We start from the raw sequence: 20,804 nt of genomic DNA on the forward strand, positions 1-20,804 counted from the left end.
ACTTGCATTTGTCTTACCGCTCGATTAATCAGATGCTCCATCATGTAACCTCCATCACTAGTCTACAAGACTTGTTGAAGAAAGCGGCGTGTCCGCTCATGTTGCGGTTGGGTAAAGAAGACCGTCGGGTGACCTTCTTCAATCATGTGCCCATCTGCCAACATGATCACGCGGTCTGCCACTTCCCGCGCAAAGCCCATCTCATGCGTCACAACAATCATTGTCATGCCCTCTTTCACTAGATCCTTCATCGTCTGAAGTACCTCGCCAACTAGCTCTGGATCCAGCGCCGAAGTAGGTTCGTCAAACAGCATCACGTCCGGGTCCATGGCCAGCGCTCTGGCAATCGCCACTCGTTGTTTTTGCCCTCCTGATAATTGATCGGGATAATAATCCGCTTTATCGGTCAAGCCTACTTTCTTCAAAAGCTGCATCGCTTTGTCTGTTGCTTCTTGCTTGCTTTTTTTCTTCACGTGAACAGGCGCCTCAATCACGTTCTCCAGGACTGTCATATGGGGAAACAGATTAAAATGCTGAAACACCATTCCCATATGCTCCCGTACCTTGTTCAGGTCCGTTTTTTGCGTATCAATCACCTGTCCGTTTATTTCAATCTCTCCACTGCTATTCATTTCCAGAAAATTCAGGCATCTAAGTAACGTGCTTTTCCCTGATCCACTCGCTCCAATCAGCACCACTACCTCCGACTTCTTGATTTCTAAGGAAATGTTTTTTAAAACTTGCACGTCGCCAAACGATTTCACGAGATTTCGCACTTTGATCATACGATAGTCCCCTCTCGCAATTTCTCGTCTCTACTTTTCGATTTGCCCGTCTTCGCTTCACTCTGCTTCCCGACATCCAACCTTTTCTCTAGCTTGTTGACAATAACCGTGAAGATAAACACGAGTGCAAGATAGTACATGCCGACAACAAAATACGTCTCGAACGGCATATAGTTCTCCGCTTGTACAGAGAGGGCGTTGTTAAACAGCTCTGTAACAGCGATGTAGGCAACAAGCGACGAATCTTTCAATCCGATAATGAATTGGTTGCCGAGCGGAGGAATAGCTCGTTTGAATGCCTGTGGAAGTATAATGCGCCGCATGGCAAGTGCATAGGGCATTCCCAACGAACGGGCTGCTTCCATCTGTCCGCGATCTGTCGATTGAATGGCTCCTCGGAATATTTCTGCGATATAGGCCCCGGAGTGAATCCCCAAAGCAAGAGCGCCTGCGGTAAAGTCGCTTAAGACCAAAACACTTGAAATTCCGTAGTACAAAAACATCAGCTGAACGATCAAGGGGAGTCCGCGTACCAAGAAGATGTAGAAATCAGCAATCTTCTCCAGAATGAAGATGCCCGATACCTTGAAAAAGGCGAAGATCAGTCCAATGACCGAAGCGATCAGCAACGATACAATGGTTAAGGTGACCGTTGTCCAGGTGGCTTCTAAAAAGGCAAGTCCATGTGTTTGGAAAATGGAGTAGATGCTCTGAAAAAATGTCATGCCGTTCAACACCTCCCAAAAGGTGTGCCGTTTTCAGCACACCACTTTTGCCTACTTCAACAGATTCGTGCCAAACCATTTCACACTGATTTTCTCATAAGTCCCATCTTCGACCATCGCTTTAATCGCTTCGTTGATCTTTTTGAGGAGAACAGGATTATCCTTATTTACAGCGATCGCAATGTTCTCTTTCTCAAGTACGTCTCCTACAGACTTGATTTGCAAGCCCTGCTCTTTGATTGCGGATACCCCGACAATTTTATCTGTAATAACAGCGTCTACGCGTCCGGGAACAAGGTCTTGCAAAGCGTAAACGTCACTGGGGTACCCTTTGATTTTGGCGGTGTATTTCTTAGCGATCTCCTTGTACGTGCTTGCTTGAACGACGCCAATCGTCCGATCCTTCAAATCATCCTTGGTTTTCAACGTATCGTTCGTTTGAGCTACAAAGATTTGTCCACCAGAAATATAGTAAGGATCGGTAAAGTCTACCTGCTTGGCGCGCTCTTCTGTAGCAGTCATGCTCCCAATAATAGCGTCGTACTTCTTCCCTTTCAAACCTTGTAAGATCGTTTCCCACGGGTTCGTTACAGGATTGGGCTCTAATCCAATTCTTTTGGAGATCTCATTTCCAATTTCGACGTCAAATCCCGTCAGGTTCCCACCGGAGTCTTTGTAATTGAGTGGCTTTAACAAACCGCTCATCGCAAAGGTAAGCTTGCCGTCTGTTACCAATTGCATTTTTTCTTCCGCAGGCTGTGATGCTGGCGCGGAAGTTTGTGAAGCATTTGAACCGCAACCGCTCAGGAAGGTTAGGACTAGAGTGCCCACAAGCACTACCATTGCCAGTTTCTTTTTCATGATTAGCCCCCTATTTTTCCAATTATTTATGTGAGAATTCGCTTTTTGCCTTCTTGAGGTACGCTCTCCAGGTGATAGCCCATTGTTTGGGATCATCCAATACAGCTTCCTCGATCCTGTGCACAACGCTCGCATGCGGAGCTGTTTTCACGATCTCGGGCTGTTCGTAAGCTTCTTTGGAGATTTGCGCCAACGCATTGATATATTCATCTAATTCCGCTTTGGAGTATGACTCTGTGGGCTCCAGCGTGAATGGTTGCGGAACCACATACGGATGATGACTGGTCCAATAGTGTAGGCCGAAATCGCACATTCTGCGCTGTACATCTTCTGTCGTTATCCCTGTTTCTTTCGTCAGTTGCTCCCAGCTGTAACGGACCTGCTCCAATCGTCTGCCTTGGATATAAGGGGCACTCGCTCCACGAATTTGCGTGATTTTATGGTACAAGTAGTTGTTGTTCAAGACAGCTACCTTGGCCACTTCTTCCAAACCTTCTGCTCCCAAGCTGCGAATCCACGCATACGCACGCAGTACCGCTGGTGGAACTCCGTAGAAGCTTCTCACTTTTCCGATGCTGTCTACCAAATCCTGTTTAAACTTGTAGCGCTCTCCATCGAAATCGACGATTGGGCCAGGCAAGAATGGTTCCAGCTCTTTTAATACTCCAAGTGCGCCTGTGGCAGGCCCTCCGCACGCATGCGGAATCGAAAATGTCTTGTGTAGATTAAAGAAGCACATGTCAAAGCCTGCGTCTCTCGCACGGGTGATGCCGAGAAGTCCATTCGCGTTCGCCTGATCGTAATAGCAGATTCCCCCTGCCTCATGTACCACTTGGGTAAATTCTTTGATCCGCGGATTGTAAATGCCTGTATCTTCCGGATTAGCGACGACAAATCCAGCTGTCCGTTCAGACACGACTTGCTTCAGTTCATCGAGATCGGGATAGCCATCTTTGTCAGGATAGAGCGTAATGATTTTAAAGCCCTTTACTGCTGCTGTCGCTGCCTGCGAAGGATGAGAAAAAATAGTAGTGATAATCTCATCACGCTGCTGGCCTTCTCCTCTCGACTCATGGTAAGCCCGCACAATCGATGCCATCGCAAACAATGCCTGCGTGCCGCTTCCAGGTTGGAAAGAGAAGCTATCCATCCCTGAAATCTCTCGCATCGCCAAATCTAATTTGTAGGTAATCTCCAGCATCCCTTGTGTAGTTGAATCGTCTTGCAAAGGATGTAATTCTGTCATTTTGGGAGAACCCGCAAACTTTTCATTCACTTTTGGCGAGTACTTCATCGTGCATGTTCCCTGCCCCATTTCCACGTTTAGATCAGCACCAAGTGTTTCTTGAGAAATCCGGAGGTAGTGGCGCAGGACCCTCATCTGGCCAATCTCAGGCAAGTTCGGCAACTGCTTGCGCTCCATGCCCGCAGGGATCTTTGATAGGCCATCTCCTACAACGGCTTCAATCTCTTCCTCTACTTTGGGAACCTCTACCCCTTTTTCGCCTGGCTGATGCAGTTCAAAAATAACTGGTTCATCCCACTTGGCTTGATGGAATTTTCTCACTTTATGGTCTCTTGCAATGCGTTTCATCCTGCCATCGTTCCTTTCTCTATCGTTTCTAGACAATCTCCCGGATTGCTTGGACTGCTCTATCGATATCCTCTTTGCTGTGTACTTCCGTCACGCAGTATAGAGCGCATTGTCCCAATTTAGGGAAAGCTTGCGAAATATCTACCCCGCCAAAAATTCCTTTTGCAAGCAGCGCTTGATTGATCTCTTTCACTGACTTACCCGTTTGACTGAAATCAACGAGAAATTCTTTATAAAACGCAGAAGCAAACTTGCAGGTAACACCAGGAATGGCTGAAAGCTGATTGGCCGCATATTGCGAACGCTGCATAATTCCCTGTCCAACTTCCTTCATCCCATGTGGTCCCATCAGGGCAAGATACACGCCTGCGGTAATTCCCCATAGTGCTGTTTGCGTACCTACAGACTCCTTGCCTTTTTCACGCTGGGCAAATGAAGTTCGTTCATACGCCACATCCCCAAAGCCGTATTCGCCTTCCACCTCCGTTGGTGCAATACCAAACAAGCGAGACGGATATTCCATGACAAAGGTGGGATCGTCATGTGTCGCGATAAAGCCAGACTGGCCTCCGCCGTAATGCATGTGAACGCCTAATGGCTGCAAGTCACCGCAAACGATATCTGCTCCATAATGACTAGGCGGAGCCAAAACTCCTAATGAATTTGGGTCAACGCCGACCACACAAAGCGCTCCAGCTTGGTGGGCGAGATCGGCGATTTTCTGTCCGTTTGCCTCAATCGGCCCCAGAAAAGTCGGATTTTCAAAATAGACAGCAGCCGTATTTAGACTGAGCTTACTCTTTAAATCATCCAGATCCAGCATGCCGGTGCTCTCTTCGTAACTCACCAACAGGACTTTGAGATCGGGAGAAGTATAGTTTTTTATGATTAACAGTTTGTCTGGAGAGATATTTTTGGGCAACAACAGTTCCTTGCGCTTCGTAATGCGAGAGGCCATGCGCAAAGCAGTTGATGCGGCCTGTGCCCAGTCGAAGGTGGGTACATTGACAACATCCATGTCAACCAGTTCAGCGACCAAACTCTGGTATTCAAACAGTGCTTGGAAGCGACCGTGATCCTCGTATGGTTCGCCGGCATAGGCAGTCAGGAACTCCGAGCGCGAGTTAATTTCATCGACGACAGCCGGGATGAAGTGCTGCCAGCAGCCCGCTCCCAAAAAGCTGATGTTCTCTTTGCAGGTTGTGTTTTTATCCATTATTTTTTCCATGTGGCGCTGCAGCTCATATTCCGTCAGCGCAGGCGGAATATTCATTGCTTCCCTTAGACGCAATTGCTCCGGGATATCCACATACAAATCTTCCATACTTCCTACGCCAATTTCTCGCAGCATTTCCTCCTGGACTTGTGGTGCTGAGTTGGGAATATAGGGATGTGCAACTTGACGATTCTTTTTCATATTTCTAGCTTCCTCCATTTCCATATAAGGGTGTGGCGCATCTCATCCTACTCACGCTAAACCTCCGCCATCCACTACCAGTACCGATCCCGTAACCCATGCCGACAGATCGCTTGCCAGGAACAGAACCGCATTGGCAATATCGCGGGGAGTTCCCAATCTCTCCAGTGGACGTCCCGCTGCTGATGCTCGTAAAAAGGAACTTTCCTCTTGCTGTAATTGACGAGCTTCATCCCGAAGCAACGGAGTGTCGGTATCACCCGGGGAGACACAGTTGACACGTATATTTTCCTTTCCATGGTCAATTGCCATGGCACGCGTCAGATTGACAACACCTGCTTTTGCCGCACAGTAGGCTGCTGCCTTGTCTCCGCCTTTCAACCCCCAGCCGGATCCTGTGTTGATTATACTTCCCCCTCCTCCCCTCGCCATGACAGGAATGACGTATTTGGAGAGGAGATAAGCTCCTTTCAGGGAGACGTCTATTACCAAATCCCAATCCTGTTCCTCCAACTCCACAACCGTTTGGCGACGAATGACCCCCGCATTGTTAAACAAAATGTCAATGTGGCCGAATGTTTCGGCAGTCTGAGCTACTGCACGCTCACAATCGCTATGAGAGCTTACATTGCACCTGAAGAAATTTGCCTTACCTCCTGCCGCTTCGATTTTGGCTGCTGCTTTCTCGCCGAGTGTTTCATTGATATCGAGGAGCATGATTTGTACCCCGAATTCCGCCAATCGTTCCGCTGTCGCGAGACCAATCCCAGAGGCCGCGCCCGTGACAATTGCTACTTTTCCTTGTAACTGAAACACATCTTTGTCTCTTTGCATGGTGATGATATCCTCCTTCATCCTTCTTGCCTTCACTTAAAAGCAACAATTGTGCCAACATTCTTATTTAGGCGTACAATGCGTATTTTCTCATTCACACAATTGTCGAGGTGAGTAAAACAGTTCTGGATTTGTCATAATTGTCACTTTTATTGTCAAAAGACGTGACAAGCAAATTGTCATACCTGTCAAATTCATTTACAATTGAAAAAGAAAGAATATTTAGTCTATTCATTACCTGAAAGCTGTTGCATACACTTCTTTAGAAAGAGGGTTGTACATGCATTCACTTGAGGTATTCAAACCATCCATTGAAAAGATTATCACCAGTGTCTCTCATATTTTTGATGTTGACGCAGCAGTGATTGACCAACAAGGAAAACTGGTGGTAAGCACTGATCGATACTTAAAGTATAAAGGTCAAAGCGTGCACGTCCCTTCCATTGAAGAAGTGCTCACAAATGGGCAATATCTCGTAGACAAACCAGGCTATATGGATACCTGTTCGGGCTGCCGGTTTAATACTCACTGCCCAGCGAAAATGGAGATACTGAACTGTATCAACCTGGAAAATCACGCCATTGGTGTCGTGGCGCTCACCTCTTTTACAAAAGAAGGGCAAAATCGACTCTCGAAACGATTGGATAAATATCAATTGATTCTTCAAGAAGTGACCGAAATCATTGTCGCAATTGTCAAACAGAAGAGACAAATCCCCTCGAGTCATTACTCTTACCAAATGCTAGAAGATACTAGGCATGCCTCCCATCTTACAACAAGACCTGTTACCATCCCTGATCGGATCCCCTCCTATGATTCGATGAAAGGAACGAGTCAGGCAATCGTCGAGATCAAACACAAAATCGATAGAATCAAAAACAGCACTTCAACTGTACTGATTACAGGAGAAACCGGAACTGGAAAAGGACATCTAGCCAAAGCCATTCACGAAACAAGCAATCGGGCGACTTTTCCTTTTGTCTCTGTAAATTGTGCCAGTATACCTGAAAACTTATTTGAGAGTGAACTGTTTGGATATGATGAAGGGGCATTTACTGGTGCTAAAAAAGGGGGTAAACCTGGCAAATTTGAATGTGCCGAAGGTGGGACTCTCTTTCTCGATGAGATTGGGGATATGCCTCTCCAGATGCAACCAAAGCTGCTGCAAGTCTTGCAGGAATCAACCATTGAGAGAGTAGGCGCAACAAGATCAAACCCTATCAATGTGCGGATTATCGCAGCAACCAACCATGATCTTGAAGAGATGGTTGCGCAGAAAAAATTTAGAGCGGATCTCTACTATCGTTTGCATGTCATTCCGTTAACCGTTCCCCCTTTGCGAGAGCGAAAAAGTGATATCGAAGAACTGGCCCTTGCTCTTTTACAAAAAGGGAGAGTGAAAGCTGGCAGAGAAATCTTTGGTTTTTCCTTGGAAGCGATCGCCGCTCTGCAAGCGTACTCATGGCCGGGAAACATACGTGAACTTGAAAATGTAGTGGAATACGCATTACATATGGAGACAAAAGATGAGATTTCTGTGCACAGCCTTCCAGATCGCTTTTTGAAGCACAAAGTTTATCATGATCAAGCGATGATAGTATCATTGACGGATGTGCAAGCAGAAACGATTCGAGCTGCTTTGAACAAGCACGGATACGATGGAAAAGGCAAAGCGGAGGCCTCAAAAGAACTCGGTATAGGCATTCGCACCTTGTATAGAAAACTGAAGGAGCACAATATAAAGGGACCTACATGGTGACAGAAAAAACCTCCCTTCTCTTTGGTCAAGCCCCCTTTTAGTGGATCCATAAGAAAAACCCCGCCGCTTGCTGACGTCTTAATTCAACAGCCGCCAGTTTTTTTCCCGGTGGCCGACTTATTTTCATCTGAATGGCCCGCATATTAAGCACTTCACGGGCAAAAAAGCCGATCTGATCAAACACTCGATCATTCGGATTTACGCAAGATGCTTATCAATCCCAAAAGTAAAACCCCCGTGATTTTTCTCACTCAGAGGGAAGTTGAGCTAGTAAACACGAACAATTTCATTGAAAAATAGTTTAATGTGCGTATTTCTCGTTGGTTCAGTTATTTCTTTTCGCCTACACGCTTATCCATTTTCCTTCCCATGAGGGGTCATAGCAACTAGCTTATCATAGCTGGTTTCTTTGTTTAGAAATAGTCATTGTATAATTCTTGTTGCTGTTCTTCTGCAATGGTCTGTAAGTCATATGCGTTAATTCGAAATAACTGATACTCGCCCATATCCGCTTTCTTTGCGGCGAGCTTACTTAAAAATTTCGGGGAGCCTTCGTTTTCTTCATCGTAAACTAATAAGATACCGTCTGAATTGGAGAGCAAGAATTTGTCTTTCTCTCCAAGCTGCCAAACTCCCTGGTAAGGTGCTTGATAGACACTATTGATATAGTCGGCTTGCATCACAATATTTCGGTAGTAATCCTGAGTCTCTTCTTTCCATTTTTCCTCTTGATTCAAAAAGGGAGTAATTACCGCAAGTTTTAGATGTGGATACTCCTTTTTTAATTCCAGAACAGTTTCGGCTGCCCACATTTCTACCCCGAGTTGACCTGATATGATAACCCATTCCAATTCTTCCTCAAGGAATCTTTCGAGTTCACGCTTCAGTGCTTTCTTAATAATTGCTAACCCAGGATTTTTTTCATTAAATATGCCAAGCTCGTGAGCTTTGTATCCTGAAACAAATAAACGTTTTAACATGTTGCCACCTCTAAGTTTAAAAGATGCTCTAATGGAAGACTTTCCTTGCTAGTATGAGATAATTACCAGCCTATGTTGTGAAACTACTTCCTACTTTCACCTTTTATCCAACCAAAATATAAATTGACGTCATTTATCTGATGGTAGCCAATAATCTGATTGATTTTGCCAGATAGATTAAACAAGTAAATAAAGGCCTCGTAGTCATCAAACCAGTCATTATTATCACTAAAAGAATGAACCAGCATTAAGGCATTTTTAGCTCCATATTTTTTGGCCTCAATTACTGCAGAAGCTGCTCGATGAAACAATTGGTAGCGTAAAGAAGAGTCTATTTCTTTTGTGATATTGAGCGTCTCCTTAATATATTGAAATCTCTCATTCTTTCCTTTGCTACCATTTATATCCCATTCAGCAAGTGATGGCCCAAATGGCTCGGACACTTTCCCTTCGACCATAATACTGACCAATCCTTGTCTACCCTTTGCCAAAACAAATAAATCATTTTGAGATGGTCTACTACCACCAGGAAGTGGTACCTTGTATTCAGGTATAGCTTGTAATACTTGTAAATCCTGAAATGGTTCTAAACATGAAGAGTTCATACACTCCTGAATTTCCGATGGTAAATAATTTATACTATTTTGCCATGAATAGGCCAATTCTTTTGCAGAATAGCCAGATTTCCATTGTTTATCAGGATCTGTTAAAAATGAACGCCATTCTTCAGCATACTTTATCGGACGAAAAATTAGGCTATTCGAAAAGTTTTCTGCCTCTTCTGACAGAGAAACGATTGCTCTCATAATAATGAGTCTGAGTTCTTTTTCAGTAAAGTCTTTAATTTGCACCCATCCTCTCTCATCTACATCGTATAAATGAGTAGTATCTGAGTATACATATCCATTCCCAGATGGATGAAATTCCCTAGCTATTACTTTTCTCCTTTTCTTTGATTCAATGTATTCGTAGTTTACACGACCTTCACTATCTTGTATCTCAATTAATTCTGGAAACGAAAGTATAATGGCTCTTTTTTCAATAAAACTTAGCATTAAATCAACACCGTTCTTCTGAGGTTATTTTTTTCTAGCGATTTTTGAGTATAGAAGAGTTCCGATAGTGGCGCTTATCGGAACTAAAAACTATATAGCTTATGCTTTGTTTTGGAAAGTTAATCAGGACAATGCCTTCATTCGTTGAATGGAGGTACGTGGTATATGAATTGTAAAACGATTGCGTGATAAAACGTATAGGAGACTAAATCAATTGATGTTTCTCTAAGATTTTCATTGCTTCAAGTCTTACATCATCATCAGCAAATACTCGTCTAGATAATTCTTGTAACTCATCTTTTAGTTTGATTACGAGTTCAGTTGCTACTCATCCACTATGAAATATAAAAGCCAATAGACCCAATGTTCATCCTTACCCAATACGTATTCCTTCAGGTGCTTACTTACCGGATCACCCAGTTGAACTAACCGTTTCGCAATCGTCATAGCGCCCGGCCAATTCATTTTTAGTTCCATTCGAAAGTAACGTTACCTTCGTATTAGAAAAAGGATCAAACTCATCTACATTCCTCGTCTCCCACATTCCTTCAATCATAACGTCCTTCAGCATTCATATGAGATTATTCATCCACTCTTCTAATGTGTCCCTTATCTCAAACCGATTCTTTGAACACATCTCTCTCAATACTTCCCAATGTTCATTGACGAGGACCAACTTGTATTGACCCAGTATGCTTGAATCCGGATAACATCCCACATCAAGGATTACTTTATTTTTTCGTGGAATCCCCCATTGCCCATCTTCAATCTCCATTTTTACGATTTGCAAAATATCCTCAGTGAAATATTTCCCGTTCTCGATAAAATCATCACCGTTTTTACTTAGAATCGGCTCTACATCTGAAAATTTGTTATAACAGACAGCAAAGCCCATTGGAATCTTTAAAGGGATTAGAGTCATTTGAATCACCTCTTATTTACTAAACGATATTATGGAAACCGAATGATTCTTAACCTCATTCGGATTAGGCAGTAGCGTATTATCGTTGGTAACCTGAACACCGTTGATTGTTATGGTTTCCATAACCTTCCCTCTACAACATAAATGTTCCCTATTCTAATGTGTTGAGACCGTGAAAGGGTTATATTAAAGCTCAGTTAATTTAGATTTATTTTTTCACATTTTTTGTTATCAGTGTCCAACTTTTCCCGTCACCTCAAAAGACTTTCCTGCAGTTAGCGTCAAACAGCCCCCACCTTGAAAAAAGTTGAGAGCTTCTTTAATGCTGTATTTATGATTTGAACATGCGGCAAGTCAGTGGTTGAGACGATGACCATGGAAGCATGCTGTCCAGCACTTCTGGATATTTCAGATCAGGAAGATGTGGGAGTTGCTCGAACAAGTAAAGCAAGTACTTGAACGGGTTTAGCCTACGCTCAGTTTTTGTAACACTCTCTAGACTTTAATCATAAAACTAATTTAAACAGGTTTTTTAGGTATTATTATTGAGACCCACGGAGGATTAGAAATGCCTAATTTTTTACCTTTCAACGGCACGGTAACTATGATTAGTGATTTCAATATAACGGTAAATGACAAATCAGGATGCTACAAATTAATGTCCGTACAAAACGAATATGGGAATCAAGTAAATTTTGTAGTGGCTCCCAACACTTACTTTGTAGATCATGTGACGGTAAAATTAGGAGATAGGGTCACCGGGTTTTATGATGGAAATGCAGCTGCACCCTTTATTTTCCCACCACAATTTCGAGCAATTGTTATGGCTAAAGATACACCCTATCAAAATGTGAAGGTAGATTATTTCGACAATCAATTGATAAGTAGTGATGGGCAATTAAAGCTTAATATTAGTAATTACACTCAGATTTTACTGCCCAACAATCAAGCGTTTACTGACAACCCAGCAAATAGAAATTTAATTGTTGTCTATGGTCCAACAACAAGAAGTATTCCCGCCCAAACCACTCCATATAAAATAATTGTATTGTGCGAGTTTTAGAAAAATAAATGGGATGGATAATTGACACCATCCCATTTATTTTTAATAGGAACTCAAAAATATAGTAGGCATCTCTAACCTAATTATTAGGAGGTTTATGAATATTACTCCTATGGATCATGTTTACAACGACGGCGACATATTCAAGTATTCTTTAACAGGCTACTGCATAAGTGCTATTATTTATACTTGAAGTTGCCATCAAAATGGTTGTTTAGATCCCATAGTTCCTTTATTGGGATAGTTTTCTTTGAGCAGTTTCCAATCCCTAATTGAGCCTCTTTTGAAAAAAGAGGTGGATATCTTGATATTCCTTGATTTCCATTACCATTCCAAACAATCCGGGGAAAAGTAATTATTATCATTTAACGTATATATGTTTTTTCAGCCATTGTCTGAAATACTGCAACTGTTCCTCAGTATGGAAATAGTGTTCTCCATTCTCCATTACTTGCAAATTACAGTTAAAACGTTTATTAAATTCAGATACAACGTCAAACTCACATAAGTTATCTTCTGAACCATAGAGAATTGAAGTTGGATTATTCCAAGCAACAATAGGATTTTCTTTCACATAACAGTAGTAATCCCAATAGAGAGTTTGTCCAATAGGTGTAGAAATTTCTTTCTCTATTTTTAGTCTACTCTCACTTACGTTAAACCATGTCATCATATTATTTATGATACGTTCCATATTTACCACAGGAGAGAGAAACAAGCACTGCTTCAACGGCTCATGGCTAAATTCTAATAGACTAAAATACGCTCCCATGCTACAAGCAAAAATGCTTATATTATTTGATAACGATTTTGCATAGGTCATAATTGTATGAAGGTCTTGGACACAGTTTTGAACTTTGCAAAGATAAGTATCATCCTTACGATCACCATGTTGAGGTAAATCAAAACTAAGCACCTGATAACCTACTGCTGTTGCTTCTTCTGCAAATACAATAATTGATTCATCTGCCTTGTTTGACATGTTACCATGCACCACCACAAATAACTTATCTGATTTGTCACCCCACAAAATCGCTGGAATATTTTCTATTTTAAAATTAATTTTCATCATTACAATTTATCCTCCATGAAATACAAATAATTCGTCATCCCTAATTATACTGTTCATCTCCTACGTCATCCTGCCTTCGTCATGTTGATCAAACCAAATACATCCACTTCAAATTGTCTTCTAATCTGCTCATCAGTAGCTGCTTCAAGAATTCCCATTGATCCATATCCTGCATTATGGATATAAATTCCTCTTAGGTTGATAGTAATGTATGGTGACCCCTATAGTCTATATTCCATTTGTTATAGTGTTCAAGCATTCTTGGTCAACAACCTGAAAACCAAATAAATGAGCTCTATTTTCAAGTTCACAAGACTTATTCCTTCTTAATTAGCTCTTTTTAGAAGGATTTTCGCATTTTGCTTCCGAGTTCCAAACCCTAATGCGATGGCTGCGCCAATACAGCTAGAAAAGCAACCAGCAAACAAATACCATGATGGATCTGACTCACCGATTAAAACTGAGGCTATTCCTCCAATTACCGGGAAAAGTGCAACCATATAGCCACTTTGAGCTCCTCCAATTTTTTCTACAAGCTTCAAATAGAATAACCATGCTGCAAATGAAGCAACCAGAGTTAAATATAGTAACCCAGATAAGTATGAAAACGATGTTGGAAATATAAATTCTTGTCCTTGAAATAATACAAGTACTCCCATCAATAGACTGCCCACCGTAAATCCAATGGCATTCGCGTAGATAGGATTCACCTTGCGACTTGCATTTCGTGCTGAGCTGGCATCACCTACTGCTGTAAGAATCGTACCTAAGATCGCAACCATAATTCCTTTGATGTCATTGGACCCTTGAAAGTTGTTCAAATTCGGATAGATGAGAATACATACGCCTAATACACCCAAAATCCCCCCAAACAAAACGCGTGAATGTAATTTTTCTTTTAAAAAAATCCGGAGAGTAATCGGGGTCAAAATCACCTTTAATGAAAAAACCAATGTTACGATTGCTGCAGAACTCAAAATTGTGGCGTAATAAAGGCATAAGTAGCTTAATGCAAAGTTACATACACCAAAAACTATTACAAATGGGATATCTTTTCTTGTTGGCTTCCCTCTTGGTTGAAGGAACCAAACAAGAATCAAAAATAAAAAGGCTGTCATAACTAAACGATACGTTAAGGATAATTCCAAGCTGACAGGAGTTCCTTGAATTTTTACTGCTATAAAGTTGAGTCCCCATACTATCAAACAAAATATGTACATAAATATTGTCATAAGGTATCTCCCAGATCAAAATTTTTTCTGTATTCATTATTCATTTATTCTGTCATTTCTAAAAGGTACAGTTTACAATAAACACAAATGACAGAAGAGGTATTTCGATGATGAATGAACTAATATTTAATATCAATCGAAAAAGTAATGCTCCAATGTATCAACAAGTTTATCAATACATACGTACTCAGATTCTATCTGGTAAATTAGAAAAGAATACAAAATTGCCATCAATTAGACAACTTGCACTTCAATTAGAGGTCAGCAGAAACACAACTCAGGTAGCCTATGAACAATTGCAATCGGAAGGATATATTCGAAGTGAGAACAAAAAGGGATTTTTTGTAGAAGCAACTACATTGGATGAGACGCTTAATTATGAACCCATTAGAGAACAGCATCATGAAAAAAATCAAACTGATATAAAAACTATTGACTTTAAGATTGGGACAGTGGATCAAGAGAACTTCCCTTTGAAAAAATGGAGAATGCTTACAAACAAAATCGTTAAAGACTCTAGCATGTTTTCATACGGAGAAAAACAAGGCGATATTCAATTAAGAAAGGTACTAGCAGATTACTTGTTTCAATCGAGAGGGGTTAATACTTCTGCTGAACAGATTATTATTGGCAGTAGCACACAACACTTGTTATTACTTTTGTCGCTGTTGCTAAAGCAAGACTATCATTATCTGGCAGTAGAAGACCCTGGATATAATGTGGCAAGGGAACTATTTGCTCTTCAGTCATTTATCATTGATCCGATCCCGGTAAAAGAACATGGCATCCTAGTCGATCGCCTTTTAAAGTCTCCTTCTAGACTTTTATATGTCACTCCTACTCACCACTTTCCATATGGAGTAACTATCCCCGTCAATGAAAGATTAAAGTTAATCCAATGGGCAAAAAGGGTGGAAGGATATATTATCGAGGATGATTACGATAGTGAATTTCGATACATCCATCAACCTGTACCGTCTCTTCAAAGTTTAGATTCTAATGATCGGGTGGTTTATTTGGGAACCTTTTCAAAAGCACTGCTACCTTCTATCCGTGTCAGTTATATGGTTTTACCCAGGAGGCTAGTAAGTGAATATAAAAAGATTCTCCCTTTGCTTGAGCAAACATCCTCATCTATTCATCAGAGAACACTGGCGACCTTTATGAATGAAGGATATTGGTACTCGCACTTAAGGAAGATGAAAGCTTTGTATAAACGTAAAATGAATCTATTGAATAGGGAATTACTAAAACACTTTAAGAATTATGTTGAAATAAAAGGTGGTAGCTCCGGAATTTTCGTTATTATTGAAGTTAAAACCAAAATGAGTGAAAAAAAGCTAATTGAAAGGGCATATGAACACGGAATTGTAGTTTATCCTTGCTCAAAATATTTCTCAAAATATATACCACAATATCCACATATTCAACTTGGATTGGGTAATTTATGTGAAGAAAAGATAATAAAAGGAGTTTCTCAACTAGCAAAAATTTGGTTGTAATACAATTGGAAACCAAAAAAGTTGCGTTCAATAATGGGAAATCTTTTCAACAGATCCTTCACGGACCCCAATATGCGATAACGTAAAAAATTTATCAATCGGATAAACATAAAAAAAGGGACGATTTACGCCCCTTATAAAAGATGCCGTCCTGATCTGCTTGAATTTCTGTCACCCAAGCATGCTGTGCCCACCATTGACGGAAATGACTTGTCCTGTCATCCAATCTGACCACGATGATAACAAAAAGAGAATGATCCCAACCACATCGTCCACTTTCCCCAGCCGTTTAAGCGGGTATTGCTGAATGATCTTTTCGATTGTTGCTGTATCATAGTTTAGTCCCTTGTCGATGAGCCCCAAAGAAACGGTGTTGCATTGAATGTTTTTCCTGCCAACTTCCTTCGCCAACGATTTGAGAAAGCTGATGGCACCGTTTCTGGCGGCACCCGAAATAATTAAATTTCGATCCCCCGTTCGCGCTGAGTCACCGACAATGTTGATAAACTTCCCTTGCGTTTTCTCCATCATTTCCGGTAAAAAAGTATAGGCTAGATGAAGGACACCATAAAAACAAACGTCAACCTCCCGTTTCCACTCCTCCGGTTTATAGTCAAAAAACGATTTATTTTGTACCCAGCCTGCATTATTGACAATACCATTAACGCTTCCTAGTTTTTGCTTAATATCGATTTTCATGTTTTCAACATCTTCTATAGAAGTGAGATCACCTTTTATCAATACTGCTGTTCCGCCAGATTTTTCAATTAACTTGGCCGTTTCACGTGCTTCTAACTCAGAGTTTTGATAATGAAGAGCAATATGCGCACCTTGGCTGGCTGCCGCAAGCGCGATTCCCCTGCCGATTCCTTTAGCCGCTCCTGTAATAAGGACGGTTTTTCCTTCTATGTTCAGATCCATTCCGTTTCCCTCTCATTTTCCTATTTTCCGATAAAAGAAGCAGGACGTTTTTCGAGAAATGCTGACGTTCCTTCCTGTTTATCAGATGAGCAATAAAGGACCGCCTGTGCCAATCTTTCTATCATTAACCCTGTATTTATATCAGTTTCCCCGCCGCAACTTATTGCAAGCTTGGCTAACCGAACCGCCAGCGGTCCTTTGGATAAGATTTTGTTTACTTTTTCTTTAACCGCGCTCCACAATTCCTCAAGAGGGACAACGGAGGAAACGAGACCAATTTCTTTCGCTTCGTTGGCAGATAAAAAATCGCCTGTTAATATCAAATTTAACGCTCGGCTTTTGCCAATCAATCTCGTGAGTCGTTGGGTTCCGCCTGCACCCGGAATAACCGCCAGATTCAGTTCAGGTAGTCCAAATTTGGCATTCTCTGACGCGATTCGAATATCACACGCCATGGCGAGTTCACAGCCCCCGCCAAGAGCATATCCGTTTACAGCGGCAATGGTTACCTTGTGGCAATTTTCGATTTCCTGGTAAAAGCTTGCCATAACGGAAGACAGAGCATCAAACGGTTGGTAATTTGCTACCTGATTAATATCTGCACCCGCTGCAAACGACTTATTCCCTGCTCCTGTAAAGACAATTACTCGTACGGTTTCATCATTTTCCAGTTCATGAAAACGTTGTCTCATTTCTGCGACTGTGTCTCTATCCAGCGCATTTCTAACATTGGGACGATTGATTTTAATAATCCCCATGGCACCTTCTTTTTCAACCAATATATTGTTGTGTATCATATTCGCTCCTTTCTACTCCATACGGCTATCTAGCAAGCTTGATCATGATGATTTGTATTTTTCATGAAGCTGGGAAGCAATAATATTTTTTTGTATTTCTGAGGTACCCTCGTAAATTCTCGTGATACGTGCATCACGGTAAAAGCGTTCGATTGGATATTCAGATATGTAGCCGAGACCTCCATGAATCTGTACTGCTTTGTCAGCTATTCGGTTGTACGTTTCTGACCCCAGCAGCTTTACCATCGCGGCTTCTTTTATTACCTTCTTGTTTTGGTCAACCATCCACGCCACTCGGTATACCATCGAACGAAGAGCCTCTGTTTCCATTGCCATCTCAGCCAGATAATGCTGGATAATTTGTTGTTCAAAAATGGGTTTGCCAAATTGAACACGCATATGCGCATAATCGAGCGACATTTCTAACAATTTGTCACAAGAACCTAGATTTCGCGCCGCCATTCCAGCACGTCCGTTAGCCAGAATTTTTAAAGCGTTAACGTAGCCTTGCCCTTCTGCTCCTAATACATTTTCAACAGGAACTTCACAATCTTCAAAGAAAAGCTCCGCAGAATGTGATCCGTGAAGACCCATCTTTTTTTCCTTTTTGCCTACTTTAAAACCTGGGGAATTCTTCTCCACAATAAATGATGTGATTCCCTTAGCGCCTTTGGTTGGATCGGTTACGGCCATAACCGTAAAAACATCCGCGATAAAGGCGTTGGTAATGTAATGCTTGCTTCCGTTCAGGATATATTTATCGCCTTTCTTTACTGCAGTGGTTTTCAGATTAGACGCATTGGATCCAGCACTGGGTTCTGTTAACGCGAAAGCTCCCAATCGATTCCCCGAAGCCATATCAGGTAGATATTTGCGTTTTTGTTCTTCGTTCCCCATCTCCACAATACCGACGGAACCGATTCCGATATGACCACAAATCACGGTTGTATATCCATTATGGGTACGACCCAGTTCTTCAGAGGCTGCACACTTCCCTACCATTCCAATCCCCAAGCCGCCGTATTCTTCCGGTATGCTAAGCCCAAACAACCCCATTTCTTTGGACATTTCCATGATTTTCTTGGGAATTTCATCCTTTTCCTCAATCTCCATTGCGTACGGTTCAACTTCATGATCGATGAATTCGCGAATACCGTGTTTTAAAGACAGAATCTCATCAGACAAACCAAAATCCATATGCTTTCCTCTCCTCTCTCAATCATCATAGGTGTAAATACCCCGACCCGATTTTCTGCCAAGCCGACCTGCTTTTACATATTTCACCAAAATAGGAGAAGGACGATATTTCTCTCCTAAACTATGATATAAATACTCCATGTTACGTAAACGGGTATCTAACCCGATTAAATCAGCAAGCTCAAGAGGACCCATGGGATGATTAAGTCCGAGCTTCAACGCTTTATCAATATCTTCAGCGGAAGCGACCCCTTCCATCAGCATGTTCATCGCTTCATTTCCAATCAAGCAATTCATGCGACTTGTAACAAAGCCAGGAAACTCATTCACTTCAACGGTTTCTTTCCCCATTTTTTCTGATACTTTCTTAACCACTTCAACCGTCTCATTGGATGTATCCAGCCCACGAATGATCTCAACCAACTTCATCCGATGCACTGGATTAAAGAAATGCATGGCAAGTACTTGACCAGGTCTCTTGGTTGAAGCTCCTATTTCAGTAGGGCTCATCGTCGAGGTATTCGTTGCCAAAATAGCATGAGAGGGAGCATACATATCCAGTTGTTTAAATATTTCGACTTTTAGTTCGATGATTTCCAACACCGCTTCGATGACCAAGTCGGCATGCGTAACCGCTTCCTGAAGAGTATCCGTATATGAAAGGTTATTTCTCACCAAATCCCGTTGTATTTCATTAATATAGTGGTTCTGAAGCTGTTTATCCGCTAGCGTTTCGATGGATTGACTAGCCTTCGCTAGGGCTACATCAGAAATATCTTGGAGTGTCACCTGAAAACCGGACAACGCCGCGGTATAAGCGATTTCTCTGCCCATGATGCCGCCGCCTATGACAGCAATGTGGTTGACCATGTCATGTTCTCTCCCTTTCTTATGCGTTGCAATTTTCGTAGACTGTTGTGATTCCTTGCCCTCCTCCGATACAAAGCGTTACCAATCCGTAGCGTTCGCCACTTCGCTCCATTTCGTGGATCAGTTTGGTTGTGAGAATCGTCCCAGTTGCTCCAAGCGGATGTCCAAGTGCAATAGCCCCTCCATTGACATTGACTTTTGCCAAATCAACATCTAGCCTTTTAAGAACAGACAGGGCCTGTGCTGCGAATGCTTCATTTAATTCAATTAAGCCAATTTGACCAAGCGTTAAGTCAGCTCTTGCTAATGCTTTTTGGGTTGATGATACAGGCCCAATCCCCATAATTTCCGGTGAAACGCCCGAAACGGCTTGAGAGATTATTTTGGCTTTGGGCTCTAATCCGTATTTGTGTAAAGCATCCTCAGACATCAATAAGACAACAGAGGCTCCGTCATTGCGCCCACTGCTATTGCCAGCCGTGACCGTGCCCTTCTCTTTAAAAACTGGGCGAAGCGCACCAAGCTTCTCGATCGTTGTCATTCTTGGATGTTCATCTACAGCAAATAGCCTTGTTCCTTCTCTGGTTTGTACTTCATATGGAACAATCTGGTGTTTGAAACGATCCTCTCTTATTGACTGTAGTGCCAATTCCTGACTTCGTAACGCAAATTCATCCTGTTCCTGTCGCGAAATACCATATTGTTCGGCTAATATTTCAGCCGTATAGCCCATGGTTAATGTACCGTATTCTTCAATAGGTTGGGATCTAGATTGGCTTTCGGTGTTCGGGTCTAAAAGCAAGGTATTACCAGTTCCAGTTCCGTACCGAGCATCTCTCATGTAAAAAGGAGCTGTGCTCATGGACTCAGCGCCACCGGCTATCACCACGTCTGCATATCCACTCATGATTTGCTGGGTCGCATTGTTAATGGATTGTAAGCCTGAACCGCATTGCCTTTGGATCGTATATCCAGGAACTTCAACTGGCAGACCTGCCCGCAATAATGCCAACCGTGCCAAATTAGGTGCATCAGCGCTTTGTTTTGTATGACCCATTATGACTTCATCAATAGCAGTTTTGTCGATTTGCGTACGATTGACAATGTCTTCGATTACTTTTGCCGCCAGAAAATCAACTGGAACGGTTCTCAGGCTCTCTCCCATTCTGCCAATAGCCGTACGAACAGCTTCCACGATATATACCGTTCTCATGCTCT

At 42.1% G+C, this 20,804-nt stretch carries 20 protein-coding genes; 3 read left to right on the forward strand and 17 right to left on the reverse strand.

All coding sequences use genetic code 11. From position 1 onward, the window contains the following. Positions 1–62: 62 nt before the first annotated feature. Genes ACQCN2_RS05325 through ACQCN2_RS05350 form a run of 6 tightly spaced genes read right to left on the reverse strand, consistent with a single transcriptional unit; the run spans position 63 to position 6,216 of the window. Positions 63–785: an amino acid ABC transporter ATP-binding protein gene (locus tag ACQCN2_RS05325; protein ID WP_426927854.1), complete on the reverse strand. Its 723-nt coding sequence runs from the start codon at positions 783–785 to the stop codon at positions 63–65. Next, a complete protein-coding gene (locus ACQCN2_RS05330; protein WP_426927855.1) occupies positions 782–1,510 on the reverse strand; it encodes an amino acid ABC transporter permease in 729 nt (242 codons plus the stop codon). Before ACQCN2_RS05330 ends, ACQCN2_RS05325 begins: the two co-directional genes overlap by 4 nt. Positions 1,511–1,561: 51 nt before the next feature. Beyond that, positions 1,562–2,371 carry an ABC transporter substrate-binding protein gene (locus ACQCN2_RS05335; RefSeq protein ID WP_426927856.1) on the reverse strand — a complete coding sequence of 270 codons (810 nt, stop codon included), beginning with the start codon at positions 2,369–2,371 and terminating at the stop codon, positions 1,562–1,564. Between the two features lie 22 nt (positions 2,372–2,393). Continuing rightward, entirely contained in the window at positions 2,394–3,965 is a 1,572-nt protein-coding gene (gene gcvPB / locus ACQCN2_RS05340) for an aminomethyl-transferring glycine dehydrogenase subunit GcvPB (protein WP_426927857.1), read from the reverse strand. 28 nt (positions 3,966–3,993) lie between these two features. Next, positions 3,994–5,382, reverse strand: a complete 1,389-nt coding sequence (gene gcvPA / locus ACQCN2_RS05345; protein ID WP_426927858.1) for an aminomethyl-transferring glycine dehydrogenase subunit GcvPA — start codon at positions 5,380–5,382, stop codon at positions 3,994–3,996. A 51-nt stretch (positions 5,383–5,433) separates the two neighbouring features. Continuing rightward, on the reverse strand, positions 5,434–6,216 hold the full coding sequence (locus tag ACQCN2_RS05350; RefSeq protein ID WP_426927859.1) for an SDR family NAD(P)-dependent oxidoreductase: 783 nt from the start codon (positions 6,214–6,216) through the stop codon (positions 5,434–5,436). 280 nt (positions 6,217–6,496) lie between these two features. Between ACQCN2_RS05350 and ACQCN2_RS05355 the strand changes: the two genes are divergently transcribed. Beyond that, positions 6,497–7,975, forward strand: a complete 1,479-nt coding sequence (locus tag ACQCN2_RS05355; RefSeq protein ID WP_426927860.1) for a sigma-54 interaction domain-containing protein — start codon at positions 6,497–6,499, stop codon at positions 7,973–7,975. 413 nt (positions 7,976–8,388) lie between these two features. Here ACQCN2_RS05355 and ACQCN2_RS05360 read toward each other — a convergent pair whose 3' ends face one another. The 4 genes from ACQCN2_RS05360 to ACQCN2_RS05375 all read right to left on the reverse strand — a co-directional run bounded on the left by ACQCN2_RS05360 (position 8,389) and on the right by ACQCN2_RS05375 (position 10,932). Next, positions 8,389–8,955, reverse strand: coding sequence for an SLOG family protein (locus ACQCN2_RS05360; protein WP_426927861.1), 567 nt, complete (start codon positions 8,953–8,955; stop codon positions 8,389–8,391). A gap of 83 nt (positions 8,956–9,038) precedes the next feature. Next, positions 9,039–10,010, reverse strand: coding sequence for a DUF6946 family protein (locus tag ACQCN2_RS05365; RefSeq protein WP_426927862.1), 972 nt, complete (start codon positions 10,008–10,010; stop codon positions 9,039–9,041). Between the two features lie 324 nt (positions 10,011–10,334). After that, positions 10,335–10,487, reverse strand: coding sequence for a DUF5071 domain-containing protein (locus ACQCN2_RS05370; RefSeq protein ID WP_426927863.1), 153 nt, complete (start codon positions 10,485–10,487; stop codon positions 10,335–10,337). A gap of 94 nt (positions 10,488–10,581) precedes the next feature. Continuing rightward, positions 10,582–10,932, reverse strand: coding sequence for a hypothetical protein (locus ACQCN2_RS05375; RefSeq protein ID WP_426927864.1), 351 nt, complete (start codon positions 10,930–10,932; stop codon positions 10,582–10,584). A 568-nt stretch (positions 10,933–11,500) separates the two neighbouring features. On the opposite strand from ACQCN2_RS05375, the gene ACQCN2_RS05380 reads away from it, so the two are divergent. Further along, on the forward strand, positions 11,501–11,995 hold the full coding sequence (locus ACQCN2_RS05380; RefSeq protein WP_426927865.1) for a hypothetical protein: 495 nt from the start codon (positions 11,501–11,503) through the stop codon (positions 11,993–11,995). A 361-nt stretch (positions 11,996–12,356) separates the two neighbouring features. On the opposite strand, the gene ACQCN2_RS05385 is transcribed toward ACQCN2_RS05380, so the two are convergent. Both ACQCN2_RS05385 and ACQCN2_RS05390 read right to left on the reverse strand, forming a co-directional pair. Continuing rightward, positions 12,357–13,067: an alpha/beta hydrolase gene (locus ACQCN2_RS05385; RefSeq protein WP_426927866.1), complete on the reverse strand. Its 711-nt coding sequence runs from the start codon at positions 13,065–13,067 to the stop codon at positions 12,357–12,359. Between the two features lie 326 nt (positions 13,068–13,393). Further along, positions 13,394–14,299, reverse strand: coding sequence for a DMT family transporter (locus ACQCN2_RS05390; RefSeq protein WP_426927867.1), 906 nt, complete (start codon positions 14,297–14,299; stop codon positions 13,394–13,396). A gap of 110 nt (positions 14,300–14,409) precedes the next feature. Here ACQCN2_RS05390 and pdxR point away from each other — a divergent pair, with 110 nt between their 5' ends. Beyond that, a complete protein-coding gene (gene pdxR / locus ACQCN2_RS05395; RefSeq protein WP_426928179.1) occupies positions 14,410–15,801 on the forward strand; it encodes a MocR-like pyridoxine biosynthesis transcription factor PdxR in 1,392 nt (463 codons plus the stop codon). Between the two features lie 171 nt (positions 15,802–15,972). Here the strand turns inward: pdxR and ACQCN2_RS05400 are convergent, their stop codons facing one another. The 5 genes from ACQCN2_RS05400 to ACQCN2_RS05420 are packed head-to-tail and all read right to left on the reverse strand — an operon-like array spanning position 15,973 to position 20,799. Next, positions 15,973–16,722 (reverse strand): SDR family NAD(P)-dependent oxidoreductase, encoded by a 750-nt coding sequence (locus ACQCN2_RS05400; protein WP_426927868.1) that lies wholly within the window; start codon positions 16,720–16,722, stop codon positions 15,973–15,975. A 20-nt stretch (positions 16,723–16,742) separates the two neighbouring features. Continuing rightward, the gene (locus ACQCN2_RS05405; RefSeq protein ID WP_426927869.1) at positions 16,743–17,519 is read right to left on the reverse strand and encodes an enoyl-CoA hydratase/isomerase family protein; all 777 of its coding nucleotides are present in this window, start codon (positions 17,517–17,519) and stop codon (positions 16,743–16,745) included. Positions 17,520–17,561: 42 nt separating this feature from the next. Then, positions 17,562–18,716, reverse strand: a complete 1,155-nt coding sequence (locus ACQCN2_RS05410; RefSeq protein ID WP_426927870.1) for an acyl-CoA dehydrogenase family protein — start codon at positions 18,714–18,716, stop codon at positions 17,562–17,564. Positions 18,717–18,734: 18 nt separating this feature from the next. Beyond that, positions 18,735–19,586 (reverse strand): 3-hydroxyacyl-CoA dehydrogenase, encoded by an 852-nt coding sequence (locus ACQCN2_RS05415; RefSeq protein ID WP_426927871.1) that lies wholly within the window; start codon positions 19,584–19,586, stop codon positions 18,735–18,737. Between the two features lie 19 nt (positions 19,587–19,605). Beyond that, positions 19,606–20,799 (reverse strand): thiolase family protein, encoded by a 1,194-nt coding sequence (locus ACQCN2_RS05420; RefSeq protein ID WP_426927872.1) that lies wholly within the window; start codon positions 20,797–20,799, stop codon positions 19,606–19,608. Between the last annotated feature and the right edge of the window lie 5 nt (positions 20,800–20,804).

It is taken from the genome of Brevibacillus ginsengisoli (assembly GCF_050113715.1).
GTDB classification, from domain to species: domain Bacteria; phylum Bacillota; class Bacilli; order Brevibacillales; family Brevibacillaceae; genus Brevibacillus_H; species Brevibacillus_H ginsengisoli.